The sequence below is a fragment of the Streptomyces sp. NPDC051172 genome (genome assembly GCF_040682555.1).
Lineage (GTDB): Bacteria > Actinomycetota > Actinomycetes > Streptomycetales > Streptomycetaceae > Streptomyces.
Map to the genome: position 1 here is coordinate 18,950 of NZ_JBFBBE010000012.1, position 24,241 is coordinate 43,190.

The window sequence follows — 24,241 nt, forward strand, 5'->3', positions numbered from 1 at the left end:
CCTCCACCTCGGCCCTGAAGGGGCCTCGTCACGCAGGTTGTGAGGTCGCCGTGTGCCCGAAGCGCAGCAGGTTGGCCGGGTCGTAGTGCTCCTTCGTTCTGCTCAGGCGGGTGTACACCTCGTCCGTCCAGGCGCGCGCCCGGTCCTTTTCATCGCCCGGGCGGCCATGGAGGTTGATCATGGTGTGGCCGGTGCTCCACGGGGACATGGCGTTGTGGAGGGCCATGGTGGCTGATTCCACGGCTGCTGCGGTGTCGGGGTCGGGCAGGACGCCGACCGTTTCCAGGAGGTAGCCGGCGTCGCGGGCGCAGATGGCGTCCTCGACGGGGGCCGGGCGGGAGAGTTCGCCGCCCATGTGGCGGAGTTCGATCAGCTGCAGCGGGAGGTCCGGGACGGCCGGGCCCGCCTGGTCCAGGAACGCCGTCTGCGCGTCCGGGGGCAGCGCCCTGAGCAGGGTGCAGGCCTCGCGGGCGGGGAGCGGGTCGTGCGGGTCCAGGTAGATGCGGTCCATGGCGGCGTACGGCATGTCCTCCACCGTGTCGATGACGACGGGCGCGGCGGCGCGGATGGGGGCCAAGAGGCTCTCGCCCTCCTTCGCGTCGCCGGTCCAGGCGAGGGCGACGCGGGCCCAGAAGCCGCCGCGCAGGGGCTCGGGGATCTGCGGGAGCGGTGGCAGGCGCAGGATCGTGTACGCGCTGCACATCTCGGTGGGCAGGGTGGTCGTCCAGTCGGTCCAGGTGCGCAGGACCGCCTCCGCGTGTTCGCCGGGGAAGTAGATGCCGCCGCCGAGGACCGAGGGCAGCGGGAGCAGTTCGAAGGTCAGCTCGGTGACCACGCCCACGTTTCCCTTGCCGCCGCGCAGGGCCCAGAAGAGGTCCGGTTCGGTGTCGGCGGTCACCGTGCGCAGGATTGCGTCCGGCGTGACGACCTGGAAGGAGCGGACCCGGTCGGCCGCGTAGCCGTAGGCCCGGCCGAGGACGGGCAGACCGCCGCCCAGGGTGTAGCCGACGACGCCCGCGTCCGAGGACGACCCGTTGAGCGGGGCGAGGCCGTACGGGGCGGCCGCCTCCAGGACGTCGCGCCATCTCGCGCCGGCAGCGACCGTTGCCGTGCGTTCGGCCCGGTCGATCGTCACGTCGGTCATGCGGGTGGTGCTGATGAGCAGGCCGCCGTCGATCGGGAAGTTCGCGCCGTGGCCGGTGGCCTGGACCGCCACCGGCGTCTCGGTGGCCGCGGCCCAGCGCATCGCCGCCACGATGTCGTCGACGCCTGCCGCTCCGACCACGGTGTCAGGATTGTGGAAGGCCGACAGGTTGAAGCCGGTGACCTCGGCCACATAGGCGTCGTCGCCGGGGCGCAGGACCGGGCCGTGGATCTCGGGCAGGGCGAACAGGTCCGGGGCCTGACGCGGGGTGTGGTGGGTGGCGGTCATCTCGTCCTCCTCCTTCGCGCAGGCAGCAGCCGTGCGCGGCGAGGGGACGGGGACCCGGTCCTTCTCCTTGCTGTTCTTCAGGATGGACCCGGTGGATGCGGGGCGCATCGCGAGGTGCGAGCGGCCGCGCAGGCCCGACATACCGTCGGCAAAGGTGCCTGTGAGCCGGGCGTAGCGTAGGTGGCATGACGAAGTACGGATCCTTCCCCGGCACGCGGCCGCGGCGGCTGCGGACCACCCCCGTCATGCGGCGCATGGTCGCTGAGACCCGGCTGCACCCGGCGGACTTCATCCTCCCCGCCTTCGTGCGCGAGGGCGTCTCCGAGCCCGTGCCGATCTCCGCCATGCCCGGTGTCGTCCAGCACACGCGCGACAGCCTGAAGAAGGCGGCCGCCGAGGCGGTGGCCGCCGGGGTCTCCGGGATCATGCTGTTCGGCGTGCCGGAGGAGGAGAAGAAGGACGCCCTCGGGACGCCGGGGACCGACCCGGACGGGATTCTGCAGGTCGCGATCCGTGATGTGCGGGCCGAGGTCGGGGACGATCTCCTGGTCATGTCCGATCTCTGTCTCGACGAGACGACCGATCACGGTCACTGCGGGGTGCTGGACGCGGAGGGGCGCGTCGACAACGACGCCACGCTCGAGCGGTACGCCGAGATGGCGCAGGTCCAGGCCGACGCGGGCGCCCATGTGGTGGGGCCCAGCGGGATGATGGACGGCCAGATCGGGGTCATCCGTGACGCGCTCGACCAGATCGGGCGGGAGGACGTCGCGATCCTCGCCTACACGGTGAAGTACGCGTCCGCGTTCTACGGGCCGTTCCGGGAGGCCGTCGGCTCCTCCCTGAAGGGGGACCGGAAGACGTATCAGCAGGATCCCGCCAATGTGCGTGAGTCGCTGCGGGAGTTGGCGCTCGACCTCGAAGAGGGCGCCGACATGGTGATGGTGAAGCCGGCCGGACCGTTCCTCGACATCCTCGCGCGGGTCGCGGACGCGGTGGACGTGCCGGTCGCCGCCTACCAGATCTCCGGCGAGTACTCGATGATCGAGGCCGCCGCCGAGAAGGGCTGGATCGACCGCGACCGGGCGATCCTGGAGACGCTGACCGGCATCAAGCGGGCGGGCGCGCAGAACATCCTCACGTACTGGGCGACCGAAGTGGCGGAAAAGTTGCGCTGATTCGCGCTACGGATGGGGATACGTCAGGCCTCGAATCGGCCACTGGCCGGCCTCGGAATGCACTCGGTTCGGCAACGGAAGCGACTCGGATCCGTGAACTGGAGCCTCCCGCCCTGCGGTTGCCCGCCATTCCCCGTGATCAGCGGCGGGTCCGGGGCCGATTCGCGGTGGATCTGTCCGAAAAGCGCTCAACCCTTGTGCTGTACACGCCGAATTGACGAGTTCTCGTCAGTGTCCTTACCTTCTCGCCTGGCCTGATCCGTTCCGGATGGTCCGAACGCCGATCCCTGGGGGACACACATGAGCTGGTTCATCGAGGCGCTGAAGAAGTACGCGGTGTTCAGCGGGCGCGCGCGCCGCAAGGAGTACTGGAACTTCGCGCTGTTCATCGGAATCATCTACGTGGTTCTGCTGGTCCTGGCCGTCGCGTCCAAGAGCACGGCCGTCTTCGCCCTGATCGGCGTGTTCTACCTCGGCATCCTGCTGCCCAGCCTGGCCGTCAGCATTCGCCGTCTGCACGACACCGGCCGCTCCGGCTGGTGGATCCTCTTCGGGCTCGTCCCGCTCGTCGGCGGTATCACGCTGCTGGTCTTCCAGTGCTCCGACAGCCAGCCCGGCGAGAACAAGTACGGCCCGAACCCGAAGGAAGCGGTTCTGGCCCACGCCTGATCCTCTGAGCATGGAGGCCGCCCGGTTCACGACCGGGCGGCCTCTTCGCGTCCCGTACGGCGGGAGCGTGCCCGGCGGGAGCGTGCAGGGAGTGGGTCGTTGCCGGGCCCTCGTCCTCGAGGCCCTTCCCGTCCCTGCACCCCGTCAGCGCGAACGCGGCGAGTACCAGGGCGGTGGCGGCGAAAAGGCGGGTGCGACGGGCTCGGGCGGGCATGGCGGTAGGCGCCTTCCATGGGCGGTGGGCTGGGGATTCCAGCCTGAGCGGTGATCGGCTCCGCGCGCCACAGTCTGCGGACGATTCGGGACGCCGAAGCCAGGGAATGGCCTCTGACCTGCAGGGATGACGCGTCCCAAGGGCTCGGTACGGGACGCGTCCGGGGGCCGGGACCTGTGAGATCACGGCGCGGGTCACGGCAAGTGCCACCGACGGCCAGGTTGTCGGCGTTCGGTCCTTGTCTCTTGAACGGCCGCCTCGTCTCCCGGGAGACGCCCATGCCCGGTGACGCCCTCAGCCAGGATCCCGCCGAGCTGAGAAGAGGATCGACACCACCGGGCGGCGCCCGCCGCCGCGCTCGCCGCCAACCCGCGCGGCTACCTCGACGTACGGCACAACCGCGACTTCCTGCGCCGTGCCCTGCTCACCGGCGGGCCCGAGGGCCGTACCGACTACATCGGCGCCGACTTCAGAAACCCGGCGCAGATCCTCGAACAGGCTGCGAAGACCCTCGACTTCGACCGGCCGGTCGCGCTCTGCCTCGTCGCGCTTCTGCACTTCGTCGAGGGCGAGGAGGCGTACCCGATCGTGCGCGAACTCGTCGACGCACTGCCCGTCCGGCAGCACGCGGAGCGCGCTGGAGCCGGCGTCTCCTACCTGGCGGCGCTCGACGACATCGAGAAGGTCCGGTACGCCGACATCAACGTGTACGCGGCGATCGGCAACAAGGCCCGAGGGGCGGTCCGTCCGTATCGCGGAAACCTGCTTGTAGACAGCACGTACATCCCTAGGCTGCGGTCACGAGCCGCCGTCACCGCAGCCGAAGGAGCCGCGCCATGACCGTCGCACCCGCCTTTGCCCCCGTCCCGCCGCTCGCCGCGCGGGCCCGGTCGATCGGCGGTTCGCCGGTACGGGACATCCTCGCCGTCACCGCCCGCCCCGAGGTGATCAACTTCGCGGGCGGGCTGCCGGCGCCGGAGCTGTTCGACGCGCAGGGGGTCGCGGAGGCCTTCGGGTCGGTGCTCGCGCAGGCATCAGCGCAGGCCCTGCAGTACTCCACGACGGAGGGCGAGCCGACGCTGCGGGGCGCCCTCGCCGCTCGGACGGCGGCCCGCGGGCTGCCCACGGACGCCGACGACATCCTCGTCACCACCGGCTCGCAGCAGGCGCTGTCCCTGCTGGCCACGGCGCTGCTGGAGCCCGGGGACGCCGTCCTCGTCGAAAGCCCCTGTTATCTGGCGGCACTTCAGGTCTTCGCGTTCGCGGGCGCGCGGGTGGTGGCCGTGCCCGGAGACGGCGACGGCGTCGACCCCGACGCCCTGGAGGAACTGGTGGTGCGGGAGCGGCCCAAGCTGCTGTACACCGTGCCGACGTTCCAGAACCCGACCGGCCGCACCACGCCGGCCGACCGCCGGGCCGCCGTCGTGGCCGTGGCCGCCCGCCAGGGGCTTTGGATCGTCGAGGACGACCCCTACGGCGAACTCCGCTTCGAGGGCGAGCGGGTGCCGTGGATCGCCTCGTACGAGGAGGCGGCGGACCGGACCGTGCTGCTCGGCTCCTTCTCCAAGGTCATGGCGCCGGGCCTCAGGCTCGGCTGGCTGCGGGCGCCCAGGGAGCTGCGGCGCGCCTGTGTCGTCGCCAAGCAGGCCGCCGACCTGCACACCCCGACCCTCAACCAGCTGGCGGCGGCACGGTACCTGGCGGACCGCGACCTGGACGCCCATGTGGCGCGGGTCGCGGGCGTCTACCGCGAGCGCCGGGACGCCATGCTCGCCGGACTCGCCGAGGCGCTCCCCGAGGGCTCGTCCTGGGCCCGGCCCGAGGGCGGCATGTTCCTCTGGGCCCGCCTCCCGGAGCCGTACGACACCACCGCGCTGCTGCCGCAGGTGGTGCGGCACGACGTGGCGTACGTCCCCGGCGCACCCTTCTACGCCGGCGACCCCGACCGCTCCACCCTGCGGCTGTGCTTCGTGACGCAGACGCCGGAGGAAATCGGGGAGGGACTCAGGAGGCTGGGGGAGGCGCTGAGGGGCCAGGGCCTCCCGTTTGGATCACGCCCGTAACGCGGGTGGGAATGTGACGTTATTGAGAACGGCAGAAACGTCACATTTCGTACACGGAGGTCTCAAATGGTTCTCGCTGCTCTGCTCACCGGTGTGGCTCTCCTCCTGCACCACGCTCTCGGCCTCTGAAGTCAGCCACTACGCCGCGGTCGAGGCCGGTGCGCCCACCACCGGACCGGCCGCGGCGGACCTTCAGTCCCACCAGAAGTGCCACACCGGCTGGTTCAGCAGCTGGTGTTCGGCATAGGCGGCCAGAGTGGTGTCCGCGCCCTGCAGCAGGTTGTCCGGGCAGAACGCGAAGTGCTCGGCGGCGACGGCCTCCGCCTCGGCGAGGGCGGCGGGCGGCGCGGCGACGGACACCGTCAGCTGATCGAACCCGAGCGCCACGACCCGTATGCCGAAGCGGTCCTCCCAGGAGCGGAGTACCGCGCAGAGCCGGGCCACGTCGTTCTCGTGGTTCGCCGGGCCCGTCCAGCCGATCGCCGCGGGGATGTCGGCGCTGCGGCGGGCGGGGACGAGGGCCAGGCGGGGGTCCTTGAGGGGGCCGCCACCGTCGAGGAGCGAGTCCACGACGGCGGAGGCGACGGACTCGGGGTCCGCGTCGGCGGCCATGGGCCGGCCGGCGGCCGGACCGGGCCAGTCGGCGCCGTCCTCCGCGCACTCGTCCCAGAGATCCTCCAGTACCTCCTCGGCGTCGTGGTCCCCCGGGTACGACGTCTCGCCCGGTGTCAACTCCCATTCCTCCGGCCCGCCGTGACCGGCACCGACATCGAGGACCACCGGGAGCAGCCCCGCGGCCGGTGCCGACTGCTGGAGCGCGGCCCGCGCACCGGGCGCCGCCCGGCCGTCGGCCAGCCACAGCAACGGCTCGTGCCACGGCCCGTCGTCCGTGGCGTCGACCAGTGCGCCCGGCGGGAGTTCGAGGCCGAGGGACGCGAGACGTGGCAGGGGGTTGGGAAGAGTCGCCATGTCAGTGACTGTAGGCGGACCCACTGACAATCCCCCGGGCGGCCGTCACCGCACCGCGCCCGCGAGGACCGTCGCCACCGTTCTGCACACCGCCGCCGCGTCCGGCGGTCCCGCCTCCCGGTCGGCGAACAGGAGGTGTGCGGCGCCCAGCAGGGTGGCGGCGAGGAGGGCCACGTCCGCGTCCGCCGCGACACGGCCCAGGTCGCGCTCGGCGGCGAGATAGCCCGTGAGCATCGCCGACGCCTCCGTCATGAGCGGGATGCCTATGGAACCGGCCGCGCGCAGTCGGGCGCGGAGTTCGTCCCGGGTGATGACCAGGCCCACGACGGCGATCGCCACCGCGTCGAACAGGTCCGTCAGCGCCCGGGTCAGGTTGCCGGCCACCGTGCCTGTTCCGGCGGCCTCCCCGAGGGCCGCGCCCAGACCCGCCAGCCGGCGGATGCGGTCCAGCACCAGCTCGGCCAGGAACGCGTCGAAATCCGCGAAGTGCCGGTGCAGAACCCCCTTCGCGCAGCCCGCCTCCGCCGTCACCGCCCTGCTGGTCAGGGCGTTCGGTCCGGCGCGCAGCAGGATGCGCTCGGCGGCGTCGAAGAGCTGCTGGCGTGGGTCGCGGATGGCCACACCTGTCGGCATACCGCCTCCTGTCCCGGCGAGAGTGGGCACCTGCCCATTGACGAGTGGGCGCGCGTCCACTCATAGTGGGCGCATGCCCACTTTACCGTCCCCGGCGTCCCCGTCTTCGCCACCCTCGGCGGCCTCCTCTTTGCCGACCTCCCCGGCCTCTGCCGCCGACAACCAGCCCCATCAGCGGCGGGACATCGCGGAGTCGTTCGGCGGCGACGCCGAGCGTTACGACCGGGCCCGGCCCCGCTACCCCGACGCCCTGATGGCGCGGATCGTCGCCGCGAGCCCCGGTCCCGAGGTCCTCGACGTCGGCTGCGGCACCGGAATCGCCGCCCGGCAGCTCACCGCCGCCGGGTGCAGAGTGCTCGGGGTCGAGCCCGACGCACGTATGGCCGAGCTGGCCCGGCGCCTGGACACCGGCGTGGCCGTGGACGTGGCGAGGTTCGAGGAATGGGAGCCGGGGGAGCGGCAGTTCGACGCCGTCGTCTCCGGGACCGCCTGGCACTGGATCGACCCCGTGGCGGGGGCCGCGAAGGCGGCGGGCGTCCTGCGGCCCCGCGGACTGCTGTCCGTCTTCTGGAACGTGGCCCTGCTCCCGGCCGACCTGACCGGAGCCGTCGCCGACGCCTGCGAACGCGTCATGCCCGACTCGCCGTTCGACTTCCGCGCGGCCCTCACCCGGCCCGCCGCGGTCCCGTACCGGGCCATCCTCGACAAGACCGCCGACGGGATCCGCACGGCCGACGGCTTCGGTGGAACCGAACAGTGGCGGTACGACTGGGAGTTCACCTACACCCGTGCCGCCTGGCTGGACGTCATGCCCACCCAGGGGGCCTTCACGCGGCTCCCGGCAGAGGAGCTCGCCGAGGTCCTGGAGGCCGCCGGGAGCGCCATCGACGCGCGCGGCGGCAGCATCACCATGCCGTACGCCACGATGGCCATCACCGCGAAACGGAAGTGAAGCACTCCTCCCCCGTGCCCTTCGCCGGACGGAAACACGTGCGCAGGACGGTTCCGGGCCCGGTCACCGTCATCGGCGTGTAGACAAAGCTGTCCGCGTCGACGGTGTTCTCGACCTCGGCGCCGCGGACCCGGCCGCCCGCCGTCAGCTCCAGCCGGTCGCCGACCCGGGTGCCCCACATCCGGGCCCAACTCGTCCCGCACTCCTTGCTGGAGCGCACTTCCAGCCAGGCCCCGGTGGCCGTGTGACGCGTGGCGAGGGTGTCCGGTCTCGCGGCGCAGTACATGTCGATCGGGTTCCTGCCCTCGCAGGACGAGGCCCGGCAGCGCGGCCCGGGAGTGGACGTGGCCGCGGCGGCCGGCCGGGGTTCGCCGCCGTGGCGTGGCAGCAGGAGCAGCGCGACGGCCACTCCGCCGACGGCCACGGCACACACCGACGCCAGTACCGCCACGGTTGCCGCTCTCCGGTGACCACCGCCCTTCCCGACCTCCACCGGATCCGGAGGCGGCAGGGGATCCGCGACCGGGGACAACGCCTGTGCCGGCGTGTCCGCCCGATCCGCCTGCGTCGCCCGCCCGCTCCACTCCGACTCCGCGATCTCCCACAGCGCCAGACACCGGCCGTCCGGTTCGCCCGCGAGCCGGCACAGTTCCTGCACCGCCGTACGCGGCGGCAGTGTCCTGCCGTTGAGGTAGCGCTCCCAGGACGACTTGCTGAACGCCGTCTTCGCCGCGAGAGCCGCCAGGCTCAGACCGGTGCGCGTTCTCAACTCCCGTAGTGCGGAAGCCAGTCGGGCCCGTTCCGGGGTCATCCCCGCAGGGCCTTCCAGGTGTGCGGGCCGACGACACCGTCCACGTCGAGCCGCGCCTGCCTCTGGAAGGCCTTGACCGCGCCCTGCGTCAGCGGACCGAACATGCCGTCGATACCGCCCGGCGAGATACCCGCCCGGCGCAGCAGACACTGCACCTCGGCCACCGCCGGCCCGGAGTCGCCGTACCCCACCGTGGCGCTCCGCGTAAGGCTGTTGCCCGCATACCAAAGGCCGTCGACCTGCTTCACACGGCAGGTGTACGACGGTGCCGATGTCCCCGCGGACAAGGTGACCGTGGTCGTCGTCTCCTCCGTCCCCTTGCCGCCGTCGTGGTCCATGAGCCGCATCGTCACCAGCACCGCCGACGACACCGCCAGCACCAGGGCCACCGCCCCCGCGACCAGCGCGACGCGCAACGACCGCGTGCCCCCGTCGTCGGGCCCCGCCGACAGGATCTCCGGCTCCGGTACGGCGGTTCCGCCGACTGACGGCTCCGGTACGGCAGTTCCGCCGCGCGGGTTCGCCCAGGCCTCGGCGGCGACCTCGTGCAGCGCGAGCAGCCGGGTCGGGTCGTCGCCGCCGATCCGGGCCAGCGCCTCAACGGCCTCCCGCGGCGGCAGCGAACGGCCGCCCAGATACCGCTCCCACGACTTCGGGCTGTACCCCGTACGCGCCGCCAGCTGACGCACGCTCAGCCCGCTGTGGTCCTTCAGCCGACGCAGGCGCACCAGTAACTGCCGTACGCGCGGATCGAGTTCTGCGGGCAGCGCTTTCCAACGCGACATGGTGTGGTCCCCCCACGCGTTCATGAACAGCGGCCGTGGTCAGTGGCCCCTGTACCCCGAGCCGCATTCTGCACCAGCATCCCCGGGACCGCACCGGAACCTGCGCCCTGCACCCATACGCAATCGGCCACCACCCGCCGACAGCCGTCCCTCGCCAACGTCGCCCCACCCCGTGTCTCCGCAGGTCAGAGGGCGGGATGTCCCGCCACGGCGTCACTTCCGCGGCAACCATGGCGGCCCTCGCCGCCCGCCCCGCAGTCTCGTCCCGGCACCACACACCACGACCCGAGAGGGACAAGCATGCGATCGAACGCCTTGGCCAGGACACTCGTCAGCGCCGCCGCCGTGGTCGGACTCGCCGCCGGCGGCCTGGCCACCGCCGGCACCAGCTTCGCCGCGCCGGCGTCGGCCACGAGCGCCCACACCGTCACCATCCGGGCGACGAACAACTTCGGCCTGACCTCCACGGAGGCCAAGAACGTCCAGAACTGGCTGCACACGTACTGGGGCTACAACGACGGCATCGACGGACAGCTCGGCACCAACAGCTGGAAGGCGTTCCAGCGCTGCCTGCAGACCTACTGGGGCTACAACGACACGATCGACGGAGACCCGGGCCCCAACACCATCAAGGCACTGCAGCGCCTGCTGAAGGACTCCTGGGGCTACACCGGCGCGATCGACGGCGACGCCGGATCGGGCACCAGGGCCGCGTTCAAGCGGTTCGCCGACGGCATCTGATCTCCTTGCCTGAAAGACCGCGGCCCGCCCTCCCGGTGGAGAGGGCGGGCCGCGGTACGTCGGCCGGTACGGGCCTCAGAGCCGCTCGGGCGTCCTGATCCCGAGCAGCGTCATGCCCTGGTGCAGGGTGCGGGCCGTCACGTCGCACAGGAACAGACGGTTCTCCACGTGCCGCGGCGTCTCGGCCTTCAGCACCGGGCACTTGTCGTAGAACGACGTGTACAGCGAGGCCAGCTGGTACAGGTACGCGGCCAGCTTGTGCGGCGCGTACTCCGCGGCCGCCTCGAAGACCGTGTCCCCGAACGCGTCCAGGTGCAGGCCGAGCGCCCGCTCCGCCGGGGCGAGTTCCAGCTCCGGGTGCGCGGCCGGCTTCGTCTCCCCGGCCTTGCGCAGGATCGACTGGATACGGGCATACGCGTACTGCAGGTACACCGACGTGTCGCCGTTCAGCGACACCATCTGGTCCAGGTCGAACTTGTAGTCCCGGTTGGGGGAAGTGGACAGGTCGGCGTACTTCACCGCGCCGATGCCCACCTGCGCGGCCCGCTCCTGGATCTCGTCCTCGGTGAGGTCCTGCGCCTTCTCCCGGACCACCTCGGCGGCCCGCTGCACCGCCTCGTCCAGCAGGTCCTCCAGCCGTACGGTCTCGCCCTCACGCGTCTTGAACGGCTTGCCGTCCGCGCCCAGCACCGTGCCGTAGCCCATGTTGTGCGCGGCGACGCCGTCGCTCAGCCAGCCTGCCCGCCGGGCCGTCTCGAAGACCATCTTGAAGTGCAGCGACTGGCGCACGTCCACGACGTACAGCAGCGAGGTGGCGTGCAGGTCGGTGACCCGGTTGCGGATCGCCGTCAGATCGGAGGCCGCGTAGCCGAAGCCGCCGTCGGCCTTCTGCACGATCAGCGGGACCGGCTTGTCGTCCTTGCCCCGGATCTCGTCGAAGAAGACCACGAGCGCGCCCTCGGAACGCACCGCGACGCCCATCTCCTCCAGGAGGCGGGCGGTCTCGGGCATGCCCTCGTTGTAAGCGGACTCGCCGACGATCTCCTCGTCGCGGATCTCCATGTCCAGCTTCTCGAAGACCGAGTAGAAGTAGACCTTCGACTCGTCCACGAACTGCTGCCAGAGCTCCAGGGTCTCCTTGTCGCCGGACTGCAGGGCCACGACCCGCTTCCGCGCGCGCTCCTTGAACTCCTCGTCCGCGTCGAAGACCGCGCGCGAGGCCTTGTACACCCGGTTCAGGTTCGACATGGCCTGCTCACCGTCGACGTCCTCGGCCGGAGCCAGCTCGCCGGGGTGCTCGAACAGGTACTGGATCAGCATGCCGAACTGGGTGCCCCAGTCGCCGATGTGGTGCCGGCCGATCGTCTGCTCGCCGGTGAAGTCGAGCATGCTGCGCAGCGCGTCACCGATGACCGCCGAGCGCAGATGGCCGACGTGCATCTCCTTCGCCACGTTCGGCTGTGCGTAGTCGACGACCGTGATGCCCGGGTTCTCCTTCAGCGGCACACCGAGCCGGTCGCCGTCGGCGGCACGCGCCGCGAGCGTCTCGGTGATCGCCCGGTCCGAGATCGTGATGTTGAGGAAGCCGGGACCGGAGACCTCGACGTCCTTGATCAGGCTGTCACCCGTGACGATGTGGGAGACGACCTGCGTCGCCAGCTCCCGCGGGTTCGCCTTGGCCTTCTTGGCCAGCGCGAGGATGCCGTTGGCCTGGAAGTCGGCCCTGTCGCTGCGTCGAAGCAGCGGGTCCGCTCCGGCGGCCTCCGGCAGGGTGGCCGAGAGCGCGGACGCGAGATGCTGCTGGACGGAGTCGCTGAGGGACTTGACCGGGGCCATGGGGTGGGTGCCGTTCTCCTCGTGGGATCAGATAGACACGGTCAGTATCCCATGGGGGGTGAAGCGGTTTTTTGGCCGCGGGCCGGTGGGGGCTTGTCGCTCCCCCCACTCTCGGCTTCGCTCGAGCGGGGGGACCCCCATCGCGGCGGAGCCGCATACGGGGCGCAGTCCCGCGCCCCTGGAAGGCGGCTGCGCCGCCTAAACTGGGGGCGCAGTCGATTGACCGTACTGGCTGCCCCGGAGAAAGAAGGACGTGCCGATCGTGGCTCAGAGCACCGAGACCGCCGACTGGGTCTCCCGTTTCGCGGATGACGTCATCGAGGAGTCGGAGCGCCGCGCCCCCGGCAAACCTGTCGTCGTCGCGTCCGGCCTGTCCCCCTCGGGCCCGATCCACCTCGGCAACCTGCGCGAGGTCATGACCCCGCACCTCGTCGCCGACGAGATCCGGCGCCGTGGACACCAGGTCCGCCACCTCATCTCCTGGGACGACTACGACCGCTACCGCAAGGTGCCGGCCGGTGTCGCCGGAGTCGACGAGACCTGGGCCGAGCACATCGGCAAGCCGCTGACCTCCGTGCCCGCCCCCAAGGGGTCCGCGCACCCCAACTGGGCCGAGCACTTCAAGGCCGCCATGGTCGCCTCGCTCGCCGAACTGGGCGTCGAGTTCGACGGGATCAGCCAGACCGCGCAGTACACCTCCGGCGTGTACCGCGAGCAGATCCTGCACGCGATCGCGCACCGCGCCGACATCGACGCGATCCTCGACCAGTACCGCACCAAGAAGACCCCGGCGAAGCAGAAGCAGCAGCAGAAGCCCGTCGACGAGGCCGAGCTGGAGGCCGAGGAGGGCTCCGGTGCCGCGAGCGAGGACGACGGCTCGTCCGGCTCCGCCGGCTACTTCCCGTACAAGCCCTACTGCGGCAACTGCGAGAAGGACCTGACGACGGTCACCTCCTACGACGACGAGACGACCGAGCTGACCTACGCCTGCACCGCCTGCGGCTTCTCCGAGACCGTCCGGCTGAACGAGTTCAACCGCGGCAAGCTGGTCTGGAAGGTCGACTGGCCCATGCGCTGGGCCTACGAGGGCGTGATCTTCGAGCCGAGCGGCGTCGACCACTCCTCCCCGGGATCGAGCTTCCAGGTCGGCGGACAGATCGTCGGGATCTTCGGCGGCAAGCAGCCCATCGGGCCGATGTACGCCTTCGTGGGCATCAGCGGCATGGCCAAGATGTCCTCCTCCCGCGGCGGTGTGCCCACCCCCGGCGACGCCCTGAAGATCATGGAACCCCAGCTGCTGCGCTGGCTGTACGCCCGCCGCCGGCCCAACCAGTCCTTCAAGATCGCCTTCGACCAGGAGATCCAGCGCCTCTACGACGAGTGGGACAAGCTCGACGCGAAGGTCGCCGACGGCTCCGCCCTCCCGGCGGACGTCGCGGCCCACTCGCGCGCCGTGCGCACCGCCGGCGGCGAACTCCCGAAGACCCCGCGCCCGCTGCCGTACCGCACCCTGGCCTCCGTCGCCGACATCACCGCGGGACACGAGGACCAGGCCCTGCGGATCCTGAGCGAACTGGACCCCGCCAACCCGCTCGGCTCCCTCGACGAGGCCCGCCCGCGCTACGACAAGGCCGAGGCCTGGATCAACACGCACGTACCCGCCGACCAGCGGACCATCGTGCGCGACGAACCCGACGCCGAACTGCTCAAGTCCCTCGACGAGGCCTCCCAACAGTCCCTGCGGCTGCTGACCGACGGCCTCGCCGACCACTGGTCGCTCGACGGCCTCACCCACCTCGTCTACGGCGTACCGAAGGTGCAGGCCGGATTCTCCGCGGACGCCACGCCCAAGGAACTCCCGCCGGAGATCAAGACCGCCCAGCGGACCTTCTTCGCCCTGCTGTACCACCTGCTGGTCGGCCGCGACACCGGTCCGCGACTGCCCACGCTGCTGCTGGCCGTCGGGCAGGAGCGGGTGCGGGCCCTGCTCGGGGAGTGACGCCGTGAGCAAAGCGCCCGGTGCCGTGGGGCACCGGGCGCGTTCTCATGCGATGTGGTCTTCTTCCAGCTCCGCCGAGTGGCGCTTCTGGAAGCGTTCCGCCAGCGACTTCAGCTCGCCGGGATTCATCGTCGTACCGTACGTCGCCTGGATGTTGTCGCCGAGGACACGAGGCGTCGGGTAGCTCCCGTCTATCGACTGACGGAACACCTGGTAGAACGCCTCCTCGTCCGGCTCCGGGGGGCCGCCGCCTTCGCCCAGTTCGCGGGTGCGGTTACCGGCGACCGGGATGGGGAAGCTGCCGGTCTCCTCCGCAGAGGGCTCCTCGTACGACTCCTGCTCCGCGTACTGCTCGGCGTGCTGCTGCTCGGCGTACCACTGGGCGTACTGCTCCGGGTCGTACGCGGGATCGTAGTCGCCGTGGTATTCGACCTGCTGGGGCACGTTGAACCAGGGGCTCTGATCCGGCTCCGGCTCGTACCGCTCCTCGGCAGGCGCCGCCACCTGCCGCGGGACCGGAGCCACCTCCACGGCACGCGGCGCGGGCGCGGGCGGCAGCAACGCAGGCTCGATGCCCGCCGCCGCCAGGCCCTCCGGAGCCGTCTGTGCCAGCGGAACGCCGTACCGCGCCAGCCTGAGCGGCATCAGGGACTCCACCGGAGCCTTCCGCCGCCACGCCCGGCCGAAGCGCGAACGCAACCGGGCCTGGTAGACCAGCCGCTCCTGCTCCAGCTTGATCACCTGCTCGTAGGAGCGCAGCTCCCACAGCTTCATCCGCCGCCACAGCAGAAACGTCGGGATCGGCGAGAGCATCCACCGCGTCAGACGCACGCCCTCCATGTGCTTGTCGGCCGTGATGTCCGCGATACGGCCGATCGCATGACGGGCGGCCTCGACCGCGACCACGAACAGCACCGGGATCACGGCGTGCATCCCCACACCCAACGGGTCCGGCCAGGCCGCCGCACCGTTGAACGCGATCGTCGCCGCCGTCAGCAGCCACGCCGTCTGACGCAGCAGCGGGAAGGGGATGCGGATCCACGTCAGGAGAAGATCCAGGGCCAGCAGGACACAGATTCCCGCGTCGATGCCGATCGGGAAGACATACGAGAAGTTCCCGAAACCCTTCTTGATGGCCAGCTCACGGACCGCCGCATACGAACCGGCGAAGCCGATGCCGGCGATGATCACGGCGCCGGAAACGACCACACCGATGAGAACGCGGTGCATCCGTGTCAGCTGCAGTGGCGCGGCCACCCGTACTCCCCTCCCATTGCGTGCTGTTGCGCGCAACAGAGTGGCACATGTGTACGCCGAACGAGGTAACGGAACGGGTGGAGCCCGATCCCCGCAGGGGACCGGGCTCCCTCAAAAAACGGTGCTGAGCTGCGAGTTGGCGTCCACACGCGGCCCAGATGTGACAGTCAGCTCTTCTTCGACGCTGAGGAGGACGGAGAGGCCGACGCGGACTTCGAAGGAGACGGGGACGCCGACTTCGACGCCGACCCGGACGGCGAGGGCTTCGCCGTGCCCGCACCACCGCCCGTACCGGTGCCGCCGCCGTTCGCCGCCGCCACCGAGGCCACCGCCTCCTTGGCCGCCGCCTCCGCGACCTTCACCAGCGCGTCCGCGTCCGGGGTCTGCTCACCGGCCAGGCCCGCACCGTTGTAGTCCAGCGTGATCACGACGTTCTCGACACGCGTCACCACCGTCTGCTGCTTGAAGGCGCCTTCCTTCTTCTTCAGGTCGTAGCGCACCAGCGTCGCCTCGGCACCCGTCCCGGCAACCGGCTCCGACTTCAGGTTCTGCGCACCCTGGGCGCCCTGGGCGTCCTTCACCTGCTTCTCGAAGTACGCATGCGCCAACTGGTTGCCCTCACCACGCGTCGCATCCGACTCGAAGCGCAACAGCGACACATTGAGCCAGCGGAACTGCGAGCCCTTCACACCGTTGTTGTCCAGACTGCTCCACGAGCAGCTCGCCCGCGTCGCCGTGTCACCCGACGTGCCCGCCTTGCCGGACTTGGCACCCTTCGGTACCAGCGAGGTCAGCGTCTTGTCCGACAGCACCCCACACGAATCCGGCAACTTCTTGTACGCCGCCGCCTGCACCGTCGGCGCCGTACTCGCCGTCGCCGCCGCCGTCTCACCGGCGCTCGCGCCCTTGCTTCCCCCAGCACCGGAGCCGGAGTCCGAGGAGCAGCCCGCGGCGAACACCATCACGGGGACTGCGACCGCGCCCGCAAGCAGACGGCCTGACCGCCTCGCCCGCTTCTCTCGCCGGTTGCGCTGGTCTCGCTCTGCTGGTCGCTGCATGGTTCCTTCACTCATGACGCTGTGGTTCCTGAGGTCGGCGGATCGGGTCCGAGGAGCCACCGTACGCGGTGAGGTAACTGTGTGCTTCCGCTTCTTCAGCTTTACGAAGGGGCGCCCGAGGCACCCGAACGACCCCTAACCACCCAGCGTGTCAGCCAGCTGCGCGGCCAGTTTTCGGGCCCTGTCCTGCATTTCCTTGCTGTCGGGCACAGCGCCGACAATGGCCGGCTGCTCCTCGTACTCGATGGTCACAATGACGTTGGACGTGCGAAACACCACAGTCACCGTGCGCTGCCGGGCCGTCGAACCCGAGCCACTGAGAGCGTCGTCCAGGAACGCCTCGTCACCGAGATCGTCGAGAGTGCGGGGCTGAAGACTCGACGGGGTCGCCGACGAAGAGGCGGACTCGGAGCCGGAGCCCGAAGGGGAGGCCGACGCCGAAGAACTGGCGTCGGCACTGGCACTGGCACTGGCACTGGAACTGGCACTCGCAGCGGAGGCCGAGCTGGAACCGCTGTCCGAACTCGTCGGCTCGGGCAGGTCGGCCGCCGTCTCCTTCTCCGCGAACAACTCCTGCGCCTGGGTGTCGTCACTCACCGAGTTGTCATAGGAGACGACACGCTCGAAATCCACCAGCAGCCGGTCGGTCGCGGTCGTCGAGTCGACCTTCCAGCGGCAACCCGCCTTGCGGTCGTTGTCGAACGCGAGCGTGGCGTCGCCCGCGTACGCCTTCTCCCGCTGGTCCGCGTCCGCGATCTGCTTGATACCCGGCAGCAGCGAGTCCAGCGTGTCATGGCTCACCGCAGTGCACGGCCCCGGCAGCGTGCGGTACTTGCCCGGCTGCGCCACGGCACTCGCCGAACCGACGCCACCGGGATTAGCGTCATCCGTCGCGCCGCCACCGCCCGAACCGCCTGTGCAGCCTGCCAGCAGCGCCACGAGGAGCGCGGCGACGCCGGATACGTACGCCTTCCGCTGCACGGTCGGGCTCCTCTCGACGGTGGCACTGTGCCGTTGTTCCAGTGTCCCCGCTGGTTAACCGCTTGCCACGCGGGGGCGTCCCCTGGAGACAATGTGTATCGCACGCACTGCCGTGGACGCCGGTCCGCTGTCCCATTTCACTGATCTTGGCGCCGGTTTTGCGATCTAAGACTTCTGTCATGTTTTCGGGGGAATGAGGACGATATGTCGTACGTGGAGATGCCGGGCGCAAAGGTCCCGATCCGCATGTGGACCGACCCGGCGACGGTCGAGGACGTGGCCCTGCAGCAGCTGCGCAATGTCGCGACATTGCCGTGGATCAAGGGCCTGGCGGTCATGCCGGACGTGCACTACGGCAAGGGTGCGACGGTCGGGTCCGTCATCGCCATGCAGGGGGCTGTATGTCCTGCGGCGGTGGGGGTCGATATTGGGTGCGGCATGTCGGCCGTCAAGACGTCGTTGACCGCCAATGATCTGCCGGGGGATCTTTCGCGGCTGCGGTCGAAGATCGAGCAGGCCATTCCGGTGGGGCGGGGGATGCATGACAGTGCCGTGGAGCCGGGGCGGTTCCATGGGCTGGCGACGGCCGGGTGGGATGACTTTTGGGGGCGGTTCGACGGGGTTGCTGAGGCGGTGAAGTTCCGTGAGGAGCGGGCCCACAAGCAGATGGGGACCCTCGGAGCCGGCAACCACTTCTGTGAGGTTTGCGTAGATATGTCCGGTTCTGTGTGGCTTATGCTCCACTCGGGCTCCCGGAATATCGGCAAGGAGCTGGCCGAGCACCACATAGGCGTGGCCCAGAAGCTTCCGCACAACCAGGGTCTGGTCGACCGCGATCTCGCCGTGTTCGTCGCGGACACACCGCAAATGGCGGCGTACGAACACGATCTCTACTGGGCCCAGCAGTACGCGAAGTACAACAGGTCGATCATGATGGCGCTTCTGAAGGACGTAATCTGTAGGGAGTTCAAGAAGGCCAAGGTGACCTTCGAACCCGAGGTGAGTTGCCATCACAACTATGTGAGCCGCGAGCGCTACGAGGGCGTGGACCTGCTCGTCACTCGCAAGGGCGCGATCCGCGCGGGTTCCGGCGAGTACGGGATCATCCCCGGCTCCATGGGCACGGGTTCGTTCATCGTGAGGGGCCTCGGCAATGAAAAGTCCTTCAACTCGGCCTCGCATGGTGCGGGTCGGCGTATGAGCCGCAACGCGGCCAAGCGGCGCTTCTCGACGAAGGACCTGGAGGAGCAGACGCGGGGCGTGGAGTGCCGTAAGGACTCGGGTGTCGTGGACGAGATTCCGGGTGCGTACAAGCCGATCGAGCAGGTCATCGATCAGCAGCGGGACCTCGTGGAGGTCGTGGCGAAGCTGAAGCAGGTTGTGTGCGTCAAGGGCTGATTGAGCGCGGCCCCCGAATTCGGGGGCCGCGCTCAATAGGTTATTGATCGGTCGGTGTCAATACGCGGCTGTTTCGGAGTCGCCACAGGCGCAGGCGGCAGGCTCTTTCGGTGCGACCGATTTCCTTGGCGATAGTCATGATGTCGTCCGACTGACGGAGCATGAGGTCCTCCTGGGCTGTCCAATTGCGTCGGGAGTGCACGATCCGCATATCAACAGGGCGGGCCCATGAGGCAACGCGGTCTGCCTTTACCTGCTTGCGCCCGAGGGACAGGCAGCCGGGGTAGTACAAGTCGGCTACCAGCGCCTGGGCTGCTTCCTTCTCGTACGAGATGTTGTAGACCTCGTCACGAGCGTTCCGGTTGATGACGCGCTCCACACCCGTGACCTTTCGTGCGTAGAAGCACAGGTACGAGCCGATGGCGGTGCTTGACGTGGTCAGTGAGATGAACGGCCAGCCTGGCCCGGTGTAGCCGACCGATCCGTCTGCATCGATGAGGCCGCGAAGGTAGTCGCGGCTGGAGAACGCGACACGAGGTGGGGTGATGCTCCTCGACTTCCGGCCGTAGGGCAGGCCGAGTTCATTGAGCTTCGTCCTGGCGACAAGAGAGCACAGGCTCCAGGTGGCCGAATGGTGGTTCTAGGCGAAGTTCGTGGATCGCGTGCGCTCGGTGACGCTGCTGTTGAAAGGCGTCAAGTACTTGAACCGGTACAGCAGATCGATGTCCTTGATGTTCAGCTCGACAGTCAGGCGACCTTTCTGGCCGATGCCTTGGTGCATGTGCCCATCAGCCTGCAAGAAGCCGAACATGTACGCGTACTCGGGCACCGTCAGGTCCATGAACCGGAGGGCGCTAGGCTCGCATTCAGCCATGAGGAAGCTCTTCCTTCCTTGCTGGTCAGGCTCTCGGCCGGGACTGCCATCCCTGCCGAGGGCCGTCTCTTTTGATGTTGTGCTGCGAGCCTAGGTCGCCAGTTCGGCGGCCGTTCGGGTGATCGACGATGTTCACTCCTGTGAGTTACGCGAGCCGTTTCTCCAGCAACGTCACCGCATACGGGCTGCCCAACCCGCCGCCGTCCTTTGCCAGCTGTTCGCCTACGACCTTGTAGCCCGCCGACTCGTAGTACGCGCGCAGGCGCGGGTTGGAGGCCAGGCAGTCCAGGCGGGCGTACGGGCGGCCTGTGGCGGCGATGCGGGACTCTGCTTCCGCCAGCATCCGGCGGCCCGTTCCCGGTGGGGCCGTGTGCGGGGTCGTCATCAGGCGGTGGATGTAGCCCGCGTCTGCGGGGCGGGGGCCCCAGGCGGCCTCGTCCTCCCACCAGAGTTCCCAGGCGCCGGCGAGGTGCGGGCCTGCGTGGGCCAGCCAGACCTCGCCTTCCTGTATGCGCGTACGGAAGTGGGTCTCGTCCTTTTCGCCCGGCTTCCACTGGTCGATTCCGCGGGCCAGTTGCCACAGGGCGGCCGAGTCGCGGAGGCGGACGAGGGTGCGGGCGTCGGGCGGGGTCGCCTTGCGGTAGGTCAGGGTCGGCCAGTCGGTGGGCCGGGGTTCCAGGAGGGCCGTGCGGAGGGTTGTCGCCAAGGCGCCTGCGTCCAGGGAGAGTTCCCGTGCCACGTACCCCTCGATCGAGCCGTAGCGTGCCTTCATGGCGCCCAGGAAGGTGCGCATCACCTGCTGCGGGGCCCGGCCGAAGCCCGGCCAGGTCGGTTCGCGGCCGTCGTTTCTCGACTTCCAGCTGGCCAGGATGCCGGGTGTGGCCAGCTCGGTGAGGCTGTAGTCCTCGATGATCGTCGTTTCCGGGATGCCCAGCAACGTCAGGACCAGGGCGGCCAGCTGGCCCGTGCGGTCCTTGCCGGAGGCGCAGTGGAAGACCAGAGGCTCTGCCGACTCCGCTGCCTCCGCCACCAGTTCCAGGGCCCGGCGGATCTCCTTCACGCCGTCCTCGGCCACCTCCATGTAGCGCTCCGCCAGGTACGGGCCGGGGTCGACGTCGGGGGCCTGGACCGCCTGCTCGTAGGCGCGGTGCTCGATGCTGAGGTTGTGGTACGTGAAGGAGGGGTGGGGCAGGATGCGCCCGCGCGCCTCCGCCTCCCAGGGGTGGCGCAGGTCGATGACCGTGCGGATGCCGAGGGAGAGGAAGCGGTCCCAGTCCTGTGTGCCCTCGGCCAGCTTGCCCAGGGAGTCCGCGCGGTACAGGCGGCCGGGCCGGATGCGGTGGCCGTCCGGGGTCGGGTAGCCGCCCAGGTCGCGGAAGTTGTGCAGCGCGTCGAAAGCCATGTGTCGGTCCACAGACCGTGACCCTATGCCTACTTCGCGTGCAGCACCGCGTAGATCATCACGAAGGCCACGATGTGGATGCCGAAGAGGAAGTACGCGAGGTAGTACCAGACGTAGCGTTCGCGTTTCTTCTCCAGCCGCAGGCGCTGCTGCTCGGCCTCCCGCTCGGCGTCCTTGGTCATCACAGTTCCCTGTGGACCTTCGTGTTCGACGCCTGGGCGCGCGGGCGCAGGACCAGGAGGTCGACGTTGACGTGGTGGGGGCGGGTGACGGCCCAGGTGATGGTGTCCGCGACGTCGTCGGCCGTGAGGGGGTCGGCCACGCCCTCGTAGACCTTCGACGCCTTGTCCTGGTCGCCGCCGAAGCGGGTGAGGGCGAACTCGTCGGTCTTGACCATGCCGGGGGCGATCTCGATGACGCGGACCGGCTGCCCGACGATCTCCAGGCGGAGGGTCTCGGCGAGGACGTGCTCGCCGTGCTTGGCGGCGACATAGCCCGCGCCGCCCTCGTAGGTGCCGAGGCCCGCGGTGGAGGAGAGGATCACGACCGTGCCGTCGCCGCTCGCCACCAGCTTGGGCAGGAGGGCCTGGGTGACGTTCAGGGTGCCGATGACGTTCGTCTCGTACATCGCGCGCCAGTCGGCCGGGTCGCCGGTGGCGACCGGATCGGCGCCGAGTGCGCCGCCCGCGTTGTTGACCAGCACGCCGATCGTCTTGAAGGCGGTGGCGAACTCGTCCACGGCCGTACGGTCGGTGACGTCGAGCTGGTACGCCGTGGCCTGGTGGCCCGCCGCGTTGATCTCCTCCGCCAGGGCCTCGATGCGGTCCTTGCGGCGGGCGGTGAGGACGACCCGGTAGCCGGCTGCGGCGAGCTGCCGGGCGGTGGCGGCGCCGATTCCGCTGCTCGCACCCGTGACGACGGCGATGCGGGAGGCGGCGGACGGTGCGGGTGCCATGCGGTGCTCCTGGTGTTGGGTCGGCGGTCGGCTCCGTCCAGCGTAGGTGAGGCTCAGCCGCCGTTCCGCGGCGCCCACATGATGAGAGCCATGCCGGCCAGGCAGACCAGGGCGCCTGTGATGTCCCAGCGGTCGGGGTGGTAGCCGTCGGCGACCATGCCCCACAGGATCGAGCCGGCCACGAAGATGCCGCCGTACGCGGCGAGGATGCGGCCGAAGTGGGCGTCGGGCTGGAAGGTGGCGACGAAGCCGTAGGCGCCGAGGGCGAGGATGCCGCCGGTGATCCACAGCCAGCCGCGGTGTTCTCGCAGGCCCTGCCAGATCAGCCAGGCGCCGCCGATCTCGAAGAGGGCGGCGACGACGAAGAGGGCGGCGGAGCGGGCGACGAGCATGTCTGCAGCTTGGCATGTCTGCCGCCGTCGGCGGGTGTGCTGTCACCTGTTGGACGGCGCCTGGGCCGTGCTCCGCGTGGGATACATCCGTACGACTGCGTGGAGTGAGGAGTGGTGGGATGCGGAGGTTGTGGGTTCCTGTGGCCGGGGCTGCCGCGCTGGTGATGGCGGCCGCTCTGCCGGGTGGCGCCGTCGGTGCTCCGGAGGCCGATCTGGCGTATCACGGTGTCGTGTCGATGGTGGGCGGCCGGGTGGATCTGCGGCTCACGCCGCGCAATTACGGGCCGTCGGCGGTGCCGGACGCGACGGTGCGGCTGCGCTGGTCGGTGGCGCCGGTGAACAAGCAGGCGCTGCCGGCCGGGTGTGTGCGGTCGGGGGCGCGGGTGATGCTGTGCCGGGTGGGGGCGCTGGCCGCGAACGCGGTTGCCCGGCCGATGCGGTTGCGGGTACGGCTGCGGGGTGCGCCGTCCGAGGTGCGGGTGGAGATCGACACGGCGTGGAACGGTGGCGCCGTCGACCGCCACCGGCACAACGACCGGCAGCGGGTGCTGGTGCTCGCCACCGGGGACGAGTACTCCTTCTAGGGAGGCTGCGTCTTCCAGGAAGGCCGCGTCGTACGATCCCTGCACGGCGCAGACGAAGTGGGCGAAGAGGAGCGGGGCATGGCCGGGAACGTGCGGGAGCGGCTGCTCGACGAGCTGGCCGGTGTCTCGCGCCGCTACATGGCCTCGTACGCCCTCTTCAATCAGGCCGTGGCCGACCATCTGGGGCTGCATCCGACCGATCTGCAGTGTCTGAACCTGCTGACGCTGGAGGGCGGGCCGGTGACCAGCGGCCGGATCGCCGAGATGACGGGGCTGACGACCGGCTCTGCGACACGGCTGGTGGACCGGCTGGAGAAGGCGGGCTACGTCGTACGGGAGCGGGACGCGCAGGACCGGCGGCGGGTGCTGGTGGTGACCGTGCCGGAGCGGATCGCCGAGTTCGGGCGGATGTGGGACCGGCTGGGCGGCGGCTGGTCCGCCCTCTTCGAGGAACTGGACGACGCCGAACTCGCCGTGGTCATCGGGCACATGCGGCGCACGGTGGAGTTCAGCGCCCGGCAGGTCGCGCGGCTGCGGGCGGGCGAGGTCTAGGCGTCGGTGGCGTCGTAGCGTCCGCGGGCCTCGTGGACCTCGTCGAAGTGGGTTTCGGCCCAGGTCTTCACCGCGGTCAGCAACTGGGCGAGGCTGCCGCCGAGTTCGGTGAGTTCGTAGTCGACGCGGACCGGTACGGACGGGGTGACCGTGCGGGTGAGGATGCCGTCGCGTTCCAGTGAACGCAGTGTCTGCGTCAGCATCTTGGGGCTCACGCCCGCGATCTTGCGGCTGAGGTCGCTGTAGCGCATGGGCCCGGAGGTGAGGGCCGCGAGGACGAGGCTGACCCATTTGTCGCTGAGGCGGTCGAGGAGCTGGTTGGTGGGGCAGGCGCGGAGGAACGCGTCGTACTCCACGCGGGCCTGTTCGCGCTTCTGGGCCGCGGTCCTGGTCGCCATGGCTCTCCTCCCGGTGAGGTAGGCACCTTCAGGTAACTACTTCCTCCTGGATAGTAACTCTTCCTAGAGTTGTTGCACGCAGAGAGAAACCACTCGAAGAGTCGGATC

Annotated in this window: 25 protein-coding genes and 1 pseudogene; 10 read left to right on the forward strand and 16 right to left on the reverse strand. The window is 69.9% G+C overall.

The window, feature by feature from the left end; genetic code table 11:
• Positions 1-28: 28 nt before the first annotated feature.
• Complete coding sequence (locus AB0N07_RS09560; RefSeq protein WP_365833665.1) at positions 29-1,573, reverse strand: FAD-binding oxidoreductase; 1,545 nt, start codon at positions 1,571-1,573, stop codon at positions 29-31.
• 44 nt (positions 1,574-1,617) lie between these two features.
• Here AB0N07_RS09560 and hemB point away from each other — a divergent pair, with 44 nt between their 5' ends.
• The 4 genes and pseudogenes from hemB (at position 1,618) to AB0N07_RS09580 (ending at position 5,556) form a co-directional block, all read left to right on the forward strand.
• Complete coding sequence (hemB, locus tag AB0N07_RS09565; protein WP_030945597.1) at positions 1,618-2,610, forward strand: porphobilinogen synthase; 993 nt, start codon at positions 1,618-1,620, stop codon at positions 2,608-2,610.
• Positions 2,611-2,910: 300 nt separating this feature from the next.
• Entirely contained in the window at positions 2,911-3,279 is a 369-nt protein-coding gene (locus tag AB0N07_RS09570; protein ID WP_365833667.1) for a DUF805 domain-containing protein, read from the forward strand.
• A 492-nt stretch (positions 3,280-3,771) separates the two neighbouring features.
• Positions 3,772-4,186 (forward strand): annotated as a pseudogene (locus AB0N07_RS09575) (SAM-dependent methyltransferase); the annotation flags it as partial.
• 143 nt (positions 4,187-4,329) lie between these two features.
• On the forward strand, positions 4,330-5,556 hold the full coding sequence (locus AB0N07_RS09580) for a PLP-dependent aminotransferase family protein (RefSeq protein WP_365833669.1): 1,227 nt from the start codon (positions 4,330-4,332) through the stop codon (positions 5,554-5,556).
• 192 nt (positions 5,557-5,748) lie between these two features.
• Here the strand turns inward: AB0N07_RS09580 and AB0N07_RS09585 are convergent, their stop codons facing one another.
• Positions 5,749-6,525: a DUF4253 domain-containing protein gene (locus AB0N07_RS09585; RefSeq protein WP_365833670.1), complete on the reverse strand. Its 777-nt coding sequence runs from the start codon at positions 6,523-6,525 to the stop codon at positions 5,749-5,751.
• 45 nt (positions 6,526-6,570) lie between these two features.
• Positions 6,571-7,158 carry a TetR family transcriptional regulator gene (locus AB0N07_RS09590; protein WP_365833671.1) on the reverse strand — a complete coding sequence of 196 codons (588 nt, stop codon included), beginning with the start codon at positions 7,156-7,158 and terminating at the stop codon, positions 6,571-6,573.
• Positions 7,159-7,231: 73 nt separating this feature from the next.
• Between AB0N07_RS09590 and AB0N07_RS09595 the strand changes: the two genes are divergently transcribed.
• A complete protein-coding gene (locus AB0N07_RS09595; protein ID WP_365833672.1) occupies positions 7,232-8,110 on the forward strand; it encodes a class I SAM-dependent methyltransferase in 879 nt (292 codons plus the stop codon).
• On the opposite strand, the gene AB0N07_RS09600 is transcribed toward AB0N07_RS09595, so the two are convergent.
• Positions 8,091-8,921, reverse strand: coding sequence for a DUF2690 domain-containing protein (locus tag AB0N07_RS09600; protein WP_365833673.1), 831 nt, complete (start codon positions 8,919-8,921; stop codon positions 8,091-8,093). The genes AB0N07_RS09595 and AB0N07_RS09600 overlap by 20 nt on opposite strands.
• Positions 8,918-9,706: a peptidoglycan-binding protein gene (locus AB0N07_RS09605; protein ID WP_365833674.1), complete on the reverse strand. Its 789-nt coding sequence runs from the start codon at positions 9,704-9,706 to the stop codon at positions 8,918-8,920. The genes AB0N07_RS09600 and AB0N07_RS09605 overlap by 4 nt, the downstream gene beginning before the upstream one ends.
• A gap of 300 nt (positions 9,707-10,006) precedes the next feature.
• On the opposite strand from AB0N07_RS09605, the gene AB0N07_RS09610 reads away from it, so the two are divergent.
• Entirely contained in the window at positions 10,007-10,447 is a 441-nt protein-coding gene (locus AB0N07_RS09610) for a peptidoglycan-binding protein (RefSeq protein ID WP_365833675.1), read from the forward strand.
• Between the two features lie 75 nt (positions 10,448-10,522).
• Here the strand turns inward: AB0N07_RS09610 and argS are convergent, their stop codons facing one another.
• Positions 10,523-12,283 (reverse strand): arginine--tRNA ligase, encoded by a 1,761-nt coding sequence (gene argS, locus AB0N07_RS09615; RefSeq protein WP_365833676.1) that lies wholly within the window; start codon positions 12,281-12,283, stop codon positions 10,523-10,525.
• A gap of 253 nt (positions 12,284-12,536) precedes the next feature.
• Between argS and lysS the strand changes: the two genes are divergently transcribed.
• Positions 12,537-14,282, forward strand: coding sequence for a lysine--tRNA ligase (lysS, locus tag AB0N07_RS09620; RefSeq protein ID WP_365833677.1), 1,746 nt, complete (start codon positions 12,537-12,539; stop codon positions 14,280-14,282).
• A gap of 45 nt (positions 14,283-14,327) precedes the next feature.
• Here lysS and AB0N07_RS09625 read toward each other — a convergent pair whose 3' ends face one another.
• The 3 genes from AB0N07_RS09625 to AB0N07_RS09635 form a co-directional block, all read right to left on the reverse strand.
• Positions 14,328-15,539 carry a DUF2637 domain-containing protein gene (locus AB0N07_RS09625; protein WP_365833678.1) on the reverse strand — a complete coding sequence of 404 codons (1,212 nt, stop codon included), beginning with the start codon at positions 15,537-15,539 and terminating at the stop codon, positions 14,328-14,330.
• A 167-nt stretch (positions 15,540-15,706) separates the two neighbouring features.
• Complete coding sequence (locus AB0N07_RS09630) at positions 15,707-16,597, reverse strand: DUF3558 family protein (protein WP_365833679.1); 891 nt, start codon at positions 16,595-16,597, stop codon at positions 15,707-15,709.
• A 135-nt stretch (positions 16,598-16,732) separates the two neighbouring features.
• Positions 16,733-17,578, reverse strand: a complete 846-nt coding sequence (locus AB0N07_RS09635) for a DUF3558 domain-containing protein (protein WP_365833681.1) — start codon at positions 17,576-17,578, stop codon at positions 16,733-16,735.
• Between the two features lie 204 nt (positions 17,579-17,782).
• Between AB0N07_RS09635 and AB0N07_RS09640 the strand changes: the two genes are divergently transcribed.
• Entirely contained in the window at positions 17,783-18,976 is a 1,194-nt protein-coding gene (locus tag AB0N07_RS09640; RefSeq protein WP_365833682.1) for an RtcB family protein, read from the forward strand.
• 40 nt (positions 18,977-19,016) lie between these two features.
• Here the strand turns inward: AB0N07_RS09640 and AB0N07_RS09645 are convergent, their stop codons facing one another.
• The 6 genes from AB0N07_RS09645 to AB0N07_RS09670 all read right to left on the reverse strand — a co-directional run bounded on the left by AB0N07_RS09645 (position 19,017) and on the right by AB0N07_RS09670 (position 22,599).
• Complete coding sequence (locus AB0N07_RS09645) at positions 19,017-19,355, reverse strand: hypothetical protein (RefSeq protein WP_365833683.1); 339 nt, start codon at positions 19,353-19,355, stop codon at positions 19,017-19,019.
• 261 nt (positions 19,356-19,616) lie between these two features.
• Complete coding sequence (locus AB0N07_RS09650; RefSeq protein WP_365833684.1) at positions 19,617-19,817, reverse strand: hypothetical protein; 201 nt, start codon at positions 19,815-19,817, stop codon at positions 19,617-19,619.
• A gap of 178 nt (positions 19,818-19,995) precedes the next feature.
• Complete coding sequence (locus AB0N07_RS09655) at positions 19,996-21,264, reverse strand: GNAT family N-acetyltransferase (RefSeq protein WP_365833685.1); 1,269 nt, start codon at positions 21,262-21,264, stop codon at positions 19,996-19,998.
• Between the two features lie 17 nt (positions 21,265-21,281).
• Positions 21,282-21,434 (reverse strand): hypothetical protein, encoded by a 153-nt coding sequence (locus AB0N07_RS09660; RefSeq protein ID WP_365833686.1) that lies wholly within the window; start codon positions 21,432-21,434, stop codon positions 21,282-21,284.
• The gene (locus tag AB0N07_RS09665) at positions 21,434-22,207 is read right to left on the reverse strand and encodes an SDR family NAD(P)-dependent oxidoreductase (protein ID WP_365833687.1); all 774 of its coding nucleotides are present in this window, start codon (positions 22,205-22,207) and stop codon (positions 21,434-21,436) included. Before AB0N07_RS09665 ends, AB0N07_RS09660 begins: the two co-directional genes overlap by 1 nt.
• Positions 22,208-22,260: 53 nt before the next feature.
• Entirely contained in the window at positions 22,261-22,599 is a 339-nt protein-coding gene (locus tag AB0N07_RS09670; RefSeq protein ID WP_365833688.1) for a YnfA family protein, read from the reverse strand.
• Positions 22,600-22,718: 119 nt separating this feature from the next.
• Here AB0N07_RS09670 and AB0N07_RS09675 point away from each other — a divergent pair, with 119 nt between their 5' ends.
• The gene (locus tag AB0N07_RS09675; protein WP_365833689.1) at positions 22,719-23,183 is read left to right on the forward strand and encodes a hypothetical protein; all 465 of its coding nucleotides are present in this window, start codon (positions 22,719-22,721) and stop codon (positions 23,181-23,183) included.
• Positions 23,184-23,261: 78 nt separating this feature from the next.
• The gene (locus tag AB0N07_RS09680) at positions 23,262-23,735 is read left to right on the forward strand and encodes a MarR family winged helix-turn-helix transcriptional regulator (RefSeq protein ID WP_365833690.1); all 474 of its coding nucleotides are present in this window, start codon (positions 23,262-23,264) and stop codon (positions 23,733-23,735) included.
• Here AB0N07_RS09680 and AB0N07_RS09685 read toward each other — a convergent pair.
• The gene (locus tag AB0N07_RS09685) at positions 23,732-24,133 is read right to left on the reverse strand and encodes a helix-turn-helix domain-containing protein (protein ID WP_365833691.1); all 402 of its coding nucleotides are present in this window, start codon (positions 24,131-24,133) and stop codon (positions 23,732-23,734) included. The two genes, AB0N07_RS09680 and AB0N07_RS09685, sit on opposite strands and share 4 nt — an antisense overlap.
• Positions 24,134-24,241: the final 108 nt, after the last annotated feature.